The sequence below is a fragment of the Pedococcus sp. P2_A3 genome (assembly GCF_056405035.1).
The window spans coordinates 1-13352 of record NZ_JBFUCW010000016.1; the positions used below are offsets into that span (position 1 = coordinate 1).

Annotated in this window: 13 protein-coding genes; 10 read left to right on the top strand and 3 right to left on the bottom strand. The window is 70.1% G+C overall.

The features are described 5' to 3' along the window. Positions 1-213 (top strand): integrase core domain-containing protein (locus AC1DX8_RS13375; protein WP_477630418.1); only part of this gene is annotated, 213 nt, incomplete at its 5' end. Between the two features lie 142 nt (positions 214-355). Here AC1DX8_RS13375 and AC1DX8_RS13380 read toward each other — a convergent pair. Together AC1DX8_RS13380 and AC1DX8_RS13385 are read right to left on the bottom strand one after the other, a co-directional pair. Next, complete coding sequence (locus AC1DX8_RS13380) at positions 356-1504, bottom strand: ABC transporter permease (protein WP_477630419.1); 1149 nt, start codon at positions 1502-1504, stop codon at positions 356-358. Then, the gene (locus tag AC1DX8_RS13385) at positions 1501-2415 is read right to left on the bottom strand and encodes an ABC transporter ATP-binding protein (protein ID WP_477630420.1); all 915 of its coding nucleotides are present in this window, start codon (positions 2413-2415) and stop codon (positions 1501-1503) included. The genes AC1DX8_RS13380 and AC1DX8_RS13385 overlap by 4 nt, the downstream gene beginning before the upstream one ends. Positions 2416-2583: 168 nt before the next feature. Between AC1DX8_RS13385 and AC1DX8_RS13390 the strand changes: the two genes are divergently transcribed. Then, positions 2584-3855, top strand: a complete 1272-nt coding sequence (locus AC1DX8_RS13390; RefSeq protein WP_477630421.1) for an aspartate kinase — start codon at positions 2584-2586, stop codon at positions 3853-3855. Beyond that, positions 3852-4943, top strand: a complete 1092-nt coding sequence (locus AC1DX8_RS13395; RefSeq protein WP_477630422.1) for an aspartate-semialdehyde dehydrogenase — start codon at positions 3852-3854, stop codon at positions 4941-4943. Before AC1DX8_RS13390 ends, AC1DX8_RS13395 begins: the two co-directional genes overlap by 4 nt. A gap of 48 nt (positions 4944-4991) precedes the next feature. Here the strand turns inward: AC1DX8_RS13395 and AC1DX8_RS13400 are convergent, their stop codons facing one another. Beyond that, positions 4992-5495 carry a hypothetical protein gene (locus AC1DX8_RS13400; RefSeq protein ID WP_477630423.1) on the bottom strand — a complete coding sequence of 168 codons (504 nt, stop codon included), beginning with the start codon at positions 5493-5495 and terminating at the stop codon, positions 4992-4994. Positions 5496-5639: 144 nt separating this feature from the next. Between AC1DX8_RS13400 and AC1DX8_RS13405 the strand changes: the two genes are divergently transcribed. The 7 genes from AC1DX8_RS13405 to AC1DX8_RS13435 all read left to right on the top strand — a co-directional run bounded on the left by AC1DX8_RS13405 (position 5640) and on the right by AC1DX8_RS13435 (position 13352). Continuing rightward, positions 5640-6494 carry a LytR C-terminal domain-containing protein gene (locus AC1DX8_RS13405; RefSeq protein ID WP_477630424.1) on the top strand — a complete coding sequence of 285 codons (855 nt, stop codon included), beginning with the start codon at positions 5640-5642 and terminating at the stop codon, positions 6492-6494. Between the two features lie 175 nt (positions 6495-6669). Further along, complete coding sequence (locus tag AC1DX8_RS13410) at positions 6670-7596, top strand: M15 family metallopeptidase (protein WP_477630425.1); 927 nt, start codon at positions 6670-6672, stop codon at positions 7594-7596. Then, positions 7593-8438: a L,D-transpeptidase family protein gene (locus tag AC1DX8_RS13415; protein ID WP_477630426.1), complete on the top strand. Its 846-nt coding sequence runs from the start codon at positions 7593-7595 to the stop codon at positions 8436-8438. Before AC1DX8_RS13410 ends, AC1DX8_RS13415 begins: the two co-directional genes overlap by 4 nt. A 75-nt stretch (positions 8439-8513) precedes the next feature. After that, positions 8514-9713, top strand: a complete 1200-nt coding sequence (locus AC1DX8_RS13420; protein ID WP_477630427.1) for a pyrophosphate--fructose-6-phosphate 1-phosphotransferase — start codon at positions 8514-8516, stop codon at positions 9711-9713. Positions 9714-9726: 13 nt separating this feature from the next. Then, positions 9727-11460, top strand: coding sequence for an AMP-binding protein (locus tag AC1DX8_RS13425; protein WP_477630428.1), 1734 nt, complete (start codon positions 9727-9729; stop codon positions 11458-11460). Between the two features lie 192 nt (positions 11461-11652). After that, entirely contained in the window at positions 11653-12894 is a 1242-nt protein-coding gene (locus AC1DX8_RS13430) for an NHL repeat-containing protein (RefSeq protein ID WP_477630429.1), read from the top strand. Next, on the top strand, positions 12894-13352 hold the full coding sequence (locus AC1DX8_RS13435) for a hypothetical protein (RefSeq protein ID WP_477630430.1): 459 nt from the start codon (positions 12894-12896) through the stop codon (positions 13350-13352). The genes AC1DX8_RS13430 and AC1DX8_RS13435 overlap by 1 nt, the downstream gene beginning before the upstream one ends.

Below are 13352 nucleotides of genomic sequence, written 5' to 3' on the forward strand. Positions count from 1 at the left end.
CCCTACCGCCCACAGACCAACGGCAAGATCGAGCGCTTCCACCGCACCATGGCCGAAGGGTGGGGCTACGCCCGCTGCTACGAATCCGAAGCCGAGCGACGAGCCGCCCTGTCAGCATGGATCCACGAGTACAACCACCACCGACCCCACACCGCCTGCGAGAACAAGCCACCCATCACCCGCTTGACCAACCTGTCAGGTCAGTACAGCTAGCGAAGGAAACTCGCAGGCGGACACGTTGCAACCTGTCCACCACCGAGGAACCCTTGCTAGCAAAGGTTCCTCGCAGGGCGCAGACGGGTATGCCGCGTGGCCGCCTGAGCCACGCGGCATACCGTCTCGCGGTGGTGAGCTCTCAGGCGATCCGAGTGCCGTTGGGCAGGCGACGGATCGGCGTGCGCAGTCGGCTGCCGGCCAGCGCGGTCGCGCCGGCCCCGGCGATGAGCAGGAAGGCGAGCCCGTACGGCCAGACGGGCGCGGTGTCGAGCGCCTTGTCGAGGGGGTCGTCGTTGGTGCCGCTGAAGCTGCCCTCTGACGAGGCGACGTAGTTGCTGCACTCGTCGTGCACGGTGCCGGGTCCGTTGCGGGCAGCCCTGGCGCCGGCGCTGATCCACCGCATGGGCGTGAACCCGCTGGAGTAGATGCCGTTGTCCTTGCGCGGTTCCGACGGCGCTGCGTCAGCCACCACGACGAAGGGGTTGAGCGGCAGCATCCACCAGATCCGCTCGGTGTGGGCGACCGTCGACCTCCGGGTGAAGGTGACGCAGTCGGCCCGCGTGGGTTCGAGCTGGCTCTTCTTGATCTGCTCGAGCTGGTCGGGGGTCAGGCTGGGGTCGGCAGGGTCGAATGCGGGCGGCTGGTGCTCGGTGTACCAGGAGTCCGGGATGCCGTAGACCTGCTGCTGCTCGTCCTGCGTGACGAGGAAGGCGCTCAGCCCGAACCCAATCGTCGTGCCGAAGACGAGGGCTCCCATCGTGAGGTAGGTCAGCACCGCGGAGGACACCGGGCGTGCGGTGAGGGTCGAGAACATCAGGCCGATCGCGCAGACCACGGCCAGCACCAGCACGAGAACGAGCAGCGACAGCACGATCCGCCCGCCGGAGATGCCGCCCTCGAACCACGCCCAGGCCAGGAACGGCAGGGCCGTCGCGAGGAAGGCCAGCGCCACGACCCAGGCCGACAGCAGCTTGCCGAGCGCGATGTCCCACTCCGTCAGCAGCGTGGTCTGGAGGGTGGCGAGGACGCCGTGCTCGCGGTCGCCGTTCACCGAGGTGGCGGTGAGCGAGGGCACGATGAGCATCGACAGGCCGAGCACGAAGAACACCACGATGTCGTACATCGCGGAGCCCGACCTGAGGTCGGGGTCGTTGGTGGCCCAGTACGACAGGAGGGAGGTGCCCGCGATGAGCAGCACCCAGATCCCGAACACGATCGGCCACCGCGAGGTGCGCAGCCGCTGGCGCAGCTCGAGGGCTGCGATGGTCTTGATGCCGTGCCAGCTCATCGCCGGTCCTCCGTCGCTGCGAGGTAGGCGGACTCGAGCGCGCCCTGGCTGGGGGTGAACGCGACCACGCGGATGCCGTCACCGACGAGGTCGGCCAGGAGGCGGGCGGCGTTCTCCTCCCCGGCGACCTCCACCTCGGTGAGTCCTCCGCCGACCCTGGTGGCCGGGACGTGTTTCTCCTCCAGCCAGGTCGCGAGTCGTTCGGGGTCGAGTGAGTCGATCCGCCACGACGCAGTGGCGGTGGCGATGAAGCCGGAGTCGAGGCTCTGCGTCTCGAGGCTGCGTCCCCGCGCCACGATGACGGCGCGGTCGGCGACCTCCTGCAGCTCGGTGAGGATGTGGCTCGAGACGAGCACGGTCTTCCCCTGGGCGGCCAACGAGCGGAGCACGTCGCGCAGCTCGATGCGGCTGCGCGGGTCGAGGCCCGATGCCGGTTCGTCGAGCAGCAGCACCGTCGGGTCGTTGATCAGCGCCCGGGCCAACCCGAGCCGCTGTTTCTGTCCACGCGACAGCACGCGGGCGCGGCGGTCGGCGAGGTCCTCGAGGTGCACGGTGTGCAGCAGCTCGTCGGCGCGGGTGCGCGCGCGGTCCGGTGCGATCCGGTATGCCGCGGCGATGGTCAGCAGCACCTCGCGCACCGTGAGCGCGTCCCAGGTGCCGAAGCCGTCGGGCATCCACCCGATCTTCGCCCTGACCTCGGTGGGCTGGGTGACGGGGTCGAGCCCGTCCACCCGGATCTGGCCCTGGTCGGGGACCAGCAGGGTCGCCAGCATCAGCAGCAGGGTCGTCTTGCCGGAACCGTTGGGACCGATCAGGGCGGTGACCTCGCCCGGTTCTGCCGTGAGGCTGATGTTCTCCACGGCGAGCACGTCCCCGAACGCCCGCCGCACCCCCTGCACCTCGATGCTCATGCGCGAAGGCTAGCGGCGGGGGTGGCTCCGGACCTCCGCTTTCGTACTCACCCGCGCGTCCGGCATACGACACCGCCGTCCCACGATGAGGACGGCAGATAGACTGTGCGCCAGCCGTAGACTGACCCGCCATCCGCACCTGCCCGCCGTGGTCCCAGGAGAAGCACCGTGCCCATCGTCGTCCAGAAGTACGGCGGCTCCTCGCTCGCCGACGCCGCGAGCATCAAGCGCGTCGCCCGGCGGATCGTCGAGGCCAAGAAGGCCGGCAACGACGTCTGCGTGGCGGTGTCGGCCATGGGCGACAGCACCGACGAGCTCCTCGACCTCGCCAACGAGGTGAGCCCGCAACCACCACCGCGCGAGATGGACATGCTCCTGACCGCGGGCGAACGCATCTCGATGGCCCTGGTGGCCATGGCGATCGCCGACCTCGGCTACACCGTGCGCTCGTTCACCGGCAGCCAGGCCGGGGTCATCACCGACTCGACCCACGGCAAGGCGCGCATCATCGACGTCACTCCCGGACGCGTCACCGACGCGCTCGAGAAGGGGCACATCGTCATCGTCGCCGGGTTCCAGGGCGTCAGCCAGGACACCAAGGAGATCACCACGCTCGGCCGTGGTGGCACCGACACCACAGCGGTCGCGCTGGCCGCGGCGCTCAACGCCGAGGTCTGTGAGATCTACACCGATGTCGACGGCGTCTTCACTGCCGACCCGCGAATCGTCCCTGCTGCCAGGAAGATCCACCGCATCTCCAACGAGGAGATGCTCGAGCTGGCGGCCTCCGGCTCGAAGGTGCTGCACCTGCGCAGCGTCGAGTACGCCCGTCGCTTCGACATCCCGATCCACGTCCGCAGCTCCTTCTCAGCGAAGGAGGGCACCATCGTCACGGACAAACCAGCTGAAGGAGACACCGTGGAAGCCCCGATCATCGCCGGTGTCGCACACGACCGCAGCGAGGCCAAGATCACCGTCGTCGGCGTCCCGGACCACCCGGGCAAGGCCGCGGCGATCTTCCAGACCTGCGCCGACGCCGAGATCAACATCGACATGATCGTCCAGAACGTGTCGGCGACCGAGACCGGGCTGACCGACATCTCGTTCACCTGCCCCAAGACCGACGGGCAGACCGGCGTGCACGCGCTCAAGAAGGTCCAGGAGTCGGTGGGCTTCGCGTCCATCCAGTACGACGACCAGATCGGCAAGCTGTCGCTGGTCGGAGCCGGCATGCGGTCGCACCCCGGGGTCTCCGCCACCTTCTTCAAGGCCCTGGCCGACACGGGCGTCAACATCGAGATGATCTCCACCTCGGAGATCCGCATCTCGGTCGTGACCCGGGCCGACGTGCTCGACGACGCCGTGCGGGCGGTGCACTCGGCCTTCGGCCTCGACTCCGCGGAAGGCGAAGCCGTGGTCTACGGAGGCACCGGCCGGTGACCTCACTCGCCTCGAAGGCGCCGCGCCCGAGCCTTGCCCTGGTCGGTGCCACCGGGGCCGTGGGGGCGGTGACCCAGCAGGTGCTCGGCATGCGAGCCGACATCTGGGGCGACATCCGCGCCGCCGCCGCAGCCGACGACGCCGGGACGGTGTTGACCGTCTGCGGTCGGGAGGTCGTCGTGCAGGAGCTGTCACCGGAGTTCTTCGACGGCGTCGACATCGCGCTGGTCGACGTGCCGGCGCCGGTGGCTGCGCACTGGGCCCCGATCGCCGCGAGCCGGGGGGCGGTCGTCATCGACAACAGCTCGGCGCTGCGGGGCGACCCCGACATCCCGCTCGTCGTGCCCGAGGTCAACCCGCTGCAGATCCGCAACCGACCCAAGGGGATCATCGCCAACCCTGGGGCCACCACCCTGACCATGATCGACGCGCTCGGGGTGCTGCACGCCGGCTGGGAGCTGACCGAGCTGGTCGTCGCCTCCTACCAGGCGGCTTCGGGTGCGGGGCGGGTCGGCATGGCGCGGCTCTACGACGAGCTCGAGGTGGTGGCCGGACACCGCGACCTGGGACACCAGGCCGGCGACGTCCGGCGGCTCATCGAGCACGAGCTGGGCACTGTCTCGCCCTTCCCGGCGCCGCTGGCCCTCAACGTCGTGCCCTGGATCGGTACCGCGGCCGAGGACGGCTGGACCTCCGAGGAGCTCAAGATCCGCAACGAGACCCGCAAGGTGCTGGGCCTGCCCGACCTGCGTGTCTCGGCGACCTGTGTGCGGGTGCCCGTCATCACGACCCACTCGGTGGCAGTGCACGCGACGTTCGCCCGCCGGATCGACGTGGGCGAGGCGCGCCAGGCGCTCGTCGAGGCCCCGGCGGTGGTGGTGCTGGACGACCCCGAGAGCCGGGAGTTCCCGACGCCCTCCGACATCGTCGGCTCCGACCCCCGGTTCGCCGGTCGGTTGCGGCAGGCGCTCGACTTCCCGAACACGCTCGACTTCTTCATCTGCGGCGACAACCTGCGCAAGGGTGCTGCGCTCAACATGGTGCAGGTCGCCGAGCTGGTCGCGAAGGACCTCGCCGTCGTCGCCTGAGGTCGGGGCTCAGTCGTCTGAGGTCGGGGCTCAGTCGTACGTCGGGGCTCAGTCGTCGAGGGTGGCCCGCAGCCCGGCCTCCCCGGCCGAGAGCGTGAGCCTGCCCCGGGCCGGGAGGTCCACCACCGCGCAGCCCTTCAGGACATCCACCTGGGGAGCCTCGACGATGCGGCACACGGTATGCCGCCCGGTCACCGTCAGCGCGAACGTCCCGTCCTGGTCGATCGCCGCCAGGCTCCCGCCCGAACGCGCGACGTCGTCGTGCAGGACCCGTCCGCCGACGTAGGGCAGGTCACCGCTGCTGGGGACGTCGATGCCGGCCCCGGACAGGAACCCCAGCAGGGCGTCGTCGCCGAACGCCGCGACCCAGCCGCCGCCGAGTGGCCGACCGCCCTTGCCGGCGTCGGCGACGGCCACCACGGTGCCCTCCAGCCGGTCCGGTCCGCCGCAGCCGGCAACGGCAGCCAGCGGGACGACCAGCAGCACGGATGCAGCGGCACCGACGACGCGGCGGCTGACGCGGCGCTCGATGGGGCGGACGAGGGAGGTCATGGGGGGCCATCCTCGCGCACCGCCACCCGCGACCGGGCGATCACGGGTCGGTGACGAAACGTGTCGCCTGCGTGTCGCGTAACGTGTGACTGATGTGACTGGTGTGACCATTGGGACTCGAGCAGCACGAGCCAGGGGGCCACCATGAAGGACGAGAACCTCACACCGAGCCAGCTGTGGCGCAAGCACCGGATGCGCCAGGTCATGCTCTTCGTCACCATCCCCGGCGTGCTGCTCGGCACCGCGAGCATCACCGCTGCCTACTCGGCGGGCTGGATGACCCCGGCGCCCCCGAAACCCAGCTGCAACCCCGTGGTCGTGCCTGCCCCCGCGCGGGCGTCGTTCACCGTGAACGTCATGAACGCCACCGGCCGCAACGGCGTCGCGGGGCTGGTCGCGTCAGGACTGGCCAAGCGGAAGTTCACCGTCGGCGGGATCAGCAACGCGCCCGAGTCCTGGTACGTCACCCAGTCGGCCGTCGTGCACCACGGCCCCGACGGCCTCGACCAGGCCCTGCTGACCGCCTCCCAGATCCCCGGCGCGAAGCTGTTCGCCGACTCGCGCAAGGGAACCTCGGTCGACGTCGTCGTGGGTCTCGCCTACAAGGACATGGTCGCAATCCCTCCACGGCTCAAGCCGATCCCGTCCGAGGTCACGGTCAACGTCTACAACACCACCTACAAGACCGGGCTGGCCAAGGTCGTCGCCGACGCGGTCGCGGCGCGCGGGTTCAAGGTCAAGGACGTGTCGAACGACCCCCTCCGCACGATGCAGCTGGGCACGGCCGTGATCCGCTACGGCGAGCAGGGCGACCTCGCCGCYGCCCTGCTCCAGGGCCACGTCCCGGGGGCCCAGCTCGTCAAGGACACCCGCACCGACGCCTCGCTCGACCTCGTGATCGGCAATGCCTTCACCGCGCTGACCCCCACCGCCGACGTGCCACCGTTGCCGCCTCGACCCCAGCAGCCGACCCCGACGGTCGCCCGCCCCTGCACCTGACCGAGCACGGGGCCGGGAAGGGGGCCGGGAAGGGGGCCGGGAAGGGGGCCGGGCAAGGAGGCCGGTAAGGGGGCCCGGCAAGGAGGCCGGGGCCGCCCACGGGTGACCAGCACCTGAGCGCCCGACCTGCGCGGACTGGCCCCGAAGGGGACGAACAGGGCACAGTGGGTGCCCGATGACGACTCGTCCCCTGTATGCCGTGCCGCTCGTGTGCCTCGCCCTCGCCTCCTGCGGGGGTGACCCGGGCGGCTCCGCCGCCTCGTCGGGCCCTGGGTCGGCGACCACCACAGCGACCACGACCACCGGGTCCACGACCACGACAGTGGCGCCGTCGGCCACGACGGCCAGCCCCGCCGCGACGCCTTCGACGTCCACGACCAGGAGCACGCCGAAGCCGCCTCCCTCCCGCTCCGGCGGGCCCTCGCCGGTCACGACGCTGGCCCCGGTGCCGCGGGCCGGTGCGGAGCCCGCGGTGCGCTTCCCGACGAACGACCCAGCGGTCGGGGCCGGGGCGAACGCCTCGATCGCCCCGGTGCCCGACGCGGTGTGGAACCGCATGGTCGGCGTCTCGTGGACGCAGGGCTGCCCGGTCGGCCGCGCCCAGCTGCGCTACGTGCGAGTCAACTTCTGGGGATTCGACGGCAAGCGCTCACGGGGCGCGATCGTGGTCAACGCATCGATCGCCGACGAGACCGCCGCCGCCTTCACGCGCCTCTACTCCGTGCAGTTCCGGATCCGGCAGATGAAGCCGATGGACTCGACCTGGGGCAAGAACCCCAAGGGTCCCGGAGCCAACGACTACGCCGCGATGGCGGCCGACAACACGTCCGCCTTCAACTGTCGCTACGTCGGCGGACAGGAGGCGAGCAAGGTCTACAGCAAGCACGCCTACGGAACGGCCATCGACGTGAACGACTTCGAGAACCCCTATGTCGCCGACGACGGGACGGTCTACCCCAACCGCTACTTCCTCAGTCGCCGGGGGCCGGCGGCCGGCGTCTTCTCCTCCAGCGGCAGCGCGGCCGTGCGTGCGTTCACGAGCCAGGGGCTGCGCTGGGGCGGGCTCTGGAACCACCCCGACTACCAGCACTTCGACCGATGAGCCGGAGCCGGCTGCCCGGGGCGCTCGGCGTCGCCGCCGTCGTCGCCACGACCCTGGTCGCGGGCTGCGGGGGTGATCCGCAGGCGGTCGCTCCGACCTCCTCGTCCGCAACGACGTCGTCCTCGAGCTCGTCCACCACGACACCGAGCACGACGACGAGCGCCACGACCACCACCACCACCACCACCACCACCACCCGGCCGGCGCCCAAGCCCACCACCCGCACCGCCACCCCGAAGCCGAGCCCCCGCCTGACCGCCAAGGCGACCCCGACGCCGGCTGCCGCGACGTGCAAGGTGCCGTCGGGCGTGCGGGCCGCGCAGGTCGTGCTCGTCACGTCGTCCGGGTCCAGCGCGACCGTCCGTGCCTGCCACCGGACCTCGACCGGCTACGTCCGCGACCTCGGTCCGTTCTACGGCCACGTCGGGCGCAACGGCGTGAGCTGGTCGAAGCGCGAGGGTGACCTCAAGACGCCCGCCGGCACCTACCCGCTGCGTGGCGGGTTCGGGGCGAGGGCCAACCCGGGCCTGGCCCAGGGCTGGTTCCGCGTCGACGGCAACGACGTCTGGGTCGACGACAGCCAGTCGAGCCTCTACAACACCCACCAGCGCAAGCCGGCCTCCGGCCGGTGGGACTCGGCGGAGGAGCTCCTGAACACCCCTGCGTACAACTACGCACAGGTGGTCGGCTACAACGAGTCACGGACGCCGGGCAAGGGATCCGCGATCTTCTTCCACGTCGACACCGGCGGCGGGACCGCGGGATGCATCAGCCTGCCGACGTCGTCCCTCCTGGCCGTCCTGCGGTGGGAGCGAGCCGGCGCCGTCATGTCGATCGGCTGAGCCGCGGGGAGGACTCCGGCACCAGACGTGAGACCACGCTGGCCGTGCCACCCCCGACACGGCAGAGTGGGCGCCATGACCGTCAAGACCGTCGCCATGCTCACCGCCGGTGGCCTCGCGCCCTGTCTCTCCTCTGCTGTGGGGGGACTCATCGAGCGCTACTCCGAGGTCGCTCCCGACGTGCGGATCATGGCCTACCGCAACGGGTATGCCGGCCTGCTGACCGGCGACTCGGTGGAGGTCACCGACGAGGTGCGGGCCAAGGCCCACCTGCTCCACCGGTTCGGCGGCAGCCCGATCGGCAACAGCCGGGTCAAGCTCACCAACGTCAAGGACTGCGTGAAGCGCGGCCTGGTCCAGGAGGGGCAGGACCCGTTGCACGTCGCCGCCGAGCAGCTGACCCGTGACGGCGTGGACGTCCTGCACACCATCGGCGGCGACGACACGAACGGCACGGCCGCCGACCTCGCGGCATACCTGCACTCCAACGGCTATGAGCTGACGGTGGTCGGGCTCCCGAAGACCATCGACAACGACGTCATCCCGATCAGGCAGTCACTGGGCGCGTGGACGGCGGCCGAGCAGGGTGCGGTCTTCGCTCGCAACGTGATCGCCGAGCACTCCTCGAACCCTCGGATGCTCATCGTCCACGAGGTGATGGGGCGCAACTGCGGGTGGCTGACTGCCGCCACCGCCCAGGCGCACCACCAGTGGGTCCAGGGCACCGAGTTCAGCGGCTGGCTCGAGAACTCCCCGCAGCGGTGGGACGTGCACGGTGTCTACGTGCCGGAGCAGCCCCTCGACATCGACAGCGAGGCGGCCCGGCTGCGCACCCTCATGGACGACCTCGACGGCGTGAACCTCTTCGTCTCCGAGGGTGCCGGCGTCGCCGAGATCGTCGCCGCGATGGAGGCCGCGGGGCAGGACGTGCCGCGTGACCCGTTCGGCCATGTGCAGCTCGACAAGGTCAACCCCGGCGCGTGGTTCGCCAAGCAGTTCGCCGACCAGCTCGGCGCCGACAAGGTGCTGGTCCAGAAGAGCGGCTACTTCGCCCGGTCGGCCGCAGCGAACGACGCCGACCTCGCGCTCATCCGGGACTGCACGAGGTATGCCGTCGATGCGGCGCTGCGGGGCGAGTCCGGGGTCATCGGGCACGACGAGGACCAGGACGACACGCTGCGCGCCATCGAGTTCGACCGGATCAAGGGTGGCAAGGCCTTCGACCCGGCGACCGATTGGTACACCGCACTGCTTGCCGACATCGGCCAGGCGTAGCAGGGTCGGGTGCATGGCACCCGACTCGCCCAGCACCCCCGCTCCCCACGTCACGGCCCCCGGCACCGCGGCATACCGCGAAGCGCGTGACACCCTCGTCGCGCTCTCCGGCCACCACGACCGGGCACTGCGCGAGTTCCGTTGGCCCGACGTGGGAGAACGCTTCAACTGGGCGATCGACTGGTTCGACGCGATCGCTCGGGGTAACGACGCGACCGCCCTCTGGATCGTCGAGGAGGACGGCAGTGAGCGGCGCCTGACCTTCGACGAGATGGCGACCCGCTCCGACCAGGTGGCGGTCTGGCTCTCGGGGCTCGGGGTCGGAAAGGGCGACCGGGTGCTCCTCATGCTGGGCAACCAGGTGGAGCTGTGGGAGACCATGCTGGCGGTCTTCAAGCTCGGGGCGGTGATCATGCCGACCACGGCCGCGCTCGGACCGGCCGACCTGCGTGACCGGGTGGACCGCGGCGGCGCCAAGGTGGTGGTGGCCAACCCCGCCGACGCGGCCAAGTTCGACGAGGTGCCCGGCGACTACCTGCGCGTCTGCGTGGCCGAAGCCGGTGGCTGGCACACCTACACCGACGCGTATGCCGTGCAGCCGCACCCCTTCGAGACGATCACCGCCACCACCGACCCCCTGCTGCTGTACTTCACGTCGGGCACGACCAGCAAGCCGAAACTCGTTGAGCACACACAGGTTTCGTACCCCGTGGGCCACCTGACGACGATGTACTGGATCGGAGCCAGGCCCGGTGACGTCCACCTCGCGATCAGCTCGCCGGGCTGGGCGAAGCACGCCTGGTCGTGCTTCTTCGCGCCGTGGATCGCGGAGGCGACGATCTTCGTCTACAACTACGCGCGGTTCGACGCCGCTGCACTCCTCGACCAGATCCGGCGGGCGGGGGTGACGACCTTCTGTGCGCCCCCAACGGTGTGGCGGATGCTCATCCAGGCCGACCTCAGCGGCGGGAAGGGCGAGCTCCGCGAGCTCCTCGCGGCCGGGGAGCCACTCAACCCGGAGGTCATCACGCAGGTCGAGCGTGCGTGGGGCCTGGTGATCCGCGACGGCTACGGGCAGACCGAGACGACCCTCCAGGTCGGCAACATCGCCGGCGAACCGCTGAAGCCCGGGTCGATGGGCCGACCGATGCCGGGGGTGCCGGTGGCCCTGGTCGACCCCCTCACGGGAGAGCTCGCGGACGAGGGCGAGATCGTCCTCGACCTCTCGAAGCACCCCGTCAACCTCATGACCGGCTACCTCGGCGATGACGAGCGGCAGGCCGAGGCGATGGCCGGTGGGTACTACCACACGGGCGACGTGGCCCAGCGGGACGCGGACGGCTACATCACCTACATCGGACGCACCGACGACGTCTTCAAGGCGAGCGACTACAAGGTCTCGCCGTTCGAGCTGGAGAGCGTGCTGATCGAGCACCCGGCCGTGGCCGAGGCCGCCGTGGTGCCGGCTCCGGACCCGACCCGGCTCGCGGTGCCCAAGGCCTACATCGCGCTCGCGCCCGGCTGGGAGCCGGATGCGGAGACCGCCAAGGCGATCCTCGGCTACGCGCGAGGCCATCTCGCGCCCTACCTGCGCGTGCGACGGATCGAGTTCTTCGAGCTGCCCAAGACCATCTCCGGCAAGATCCGGCGGGTGGAGCTCCGCGACCGCGAGCAGCACGCGTTCGAGGGTGGGACGTCCCTGTCCGAGGAGTTCCGCGACGACCAGTTCCCCGACCTGAAGGGCTGAGGGCCCCGCCGACGCAGTTGATCCCCAAGCCCCGCAAGGGCATTCCGGCCATTACGGGCATCTGGGTGCCGATGGGCGTGGTTGGTCTCAGTGGGTGGTCGTTGAGGTCTTTCGAGGCCGTTGGACCCCGAGTACCGTGAAAACGGCGGTCCGCCGGGTCCGCTGGGGTATCAGAGCGGGCCGGGGCTGCCAGTGCGGACTTACCCATATGCCTTTCACGTCGCCCTCGACGGCAACGGACTGAACGGTCTCGAGGGCAGGGCGGGCGTGTGCCTGTTCCACTACGACCCGGTGACCGGCGACCACGCCTACAAGGTCACGTACTTCGGCGGCGCGTCCGGCGGCCACGCACCCAGCGTCGACCCGAGCCGGCGGATCGGCTTCCTGGGCAACACCGGTCAGCACCTGCTCTTCTACGACCTCGCGACGCTGGAGGAGGCCGACCGCGTCTCGACGCTGCGCTTCGAGGTGCCCGACACGACGATCAAGGGGAGCACCCACCTCGTCTGGCTCGACGACACCCAGTTCGTCACGTCGATCGGCGAGCACCTGTGGAAGTTCGACGTCAACCGACTGACCAAGGCCGAGCAGGTCGCACCCCACGGCCTGAAGATCCCGCACGCCATGAAGCGCACCGCGTCCGGCCGCTACATCGTCTACGGCGGCATGGACCACCCGACTCGGGGGGAGGCCAGGGAGGTCGGGATCCTCGACACCGTGACGGGGGAGGTCCGGCGCGTCACGCTGCCCACGACGTGCTGGCACGTCGTCTGCCACCCGGTGCTGGACGTCTTCTACGCGATCTCGTTCAGGGTCAACGCCGCTGACCGTTCCGACTACGAGCACTGGGGCATGGCGTGGCTGCGCCAGTACGCCTTCGAGATCGATGCCGAGGACGGGCGCGTGGTGCGCCACTGGACTGCCGACCGGGACCTGCCGGGCCACATCAACTCCGACGTGACGATCTCCGACTCCGAGCTGATCTTCTGCACCGGCGGCAGCCACACGGTCGTGTTCGTCGACCTGCTGACCCTGAGCCGACACCGGATGATCGACGAGCACCCGGGCGCGCTGGAGAGCCTGGCGCTCACCCGCCAGTCGGCGAACACCGTCGCTGAGTCGGTCATGCGCGGCAACTTCTTCAGCAACTCCCACCTGTATGCCGAGTCGCTGCGGGTGAGCCGCGGTGCCCTGGTGGACGGCATCTACGCCTGCCAGCTCTCGGCCGACCAGACGCTGCTGTTCACGGCCAACCGGGGACAGAACCACATCACCGTCTACGACTACCCGTCCCTGGAGGTCCGCGACCGGGTGGTCATGCCCGAGCTCCAGGAGTTCGACCCGCGGTTGGCCGCCTGGGGTGACCCACGCCTGGGTTTCCACCACTCCTACCTCGTCAGTCCCGACGCACCACCTCCCGCAGGAGCTCTCTGATGGCCGACTACACGATCGACACCACCGTCTTCGGCGGGAACACGTTCAGCTCCGACGTCACCGCGGACGTGACCTCGACGCTGACCGGGCTCGACGACATGAAGCTGACCCTCGCCGGCGGCACCACGAACACCAACAACGGCGAGAACACCGTCCACAGCGACGCCACCATCACCCTCGAGCCGGTCACCACGACCTCGACGGTCACCACGACCTCGAGCATCGACTCCACCTCGGACGTCACGTCCAGCTCGACCGTCGACCTCAAGCCGGTGGCTGTCGACACCTGCGTGCGGCTCGAGCTCGGCCCGCCGCCGGCGACCGAGGTCTGCACGCCCTACGAGCAGACGTGGGGATGGTCGGTGCTCGGCCTCGAGCTGTTCGCTCTCACCGTCCGTGGCAGCTCCACGACCCACATCCGCCCGGAGCACCACGGCCCCGTCGTGATCGACCTGTGA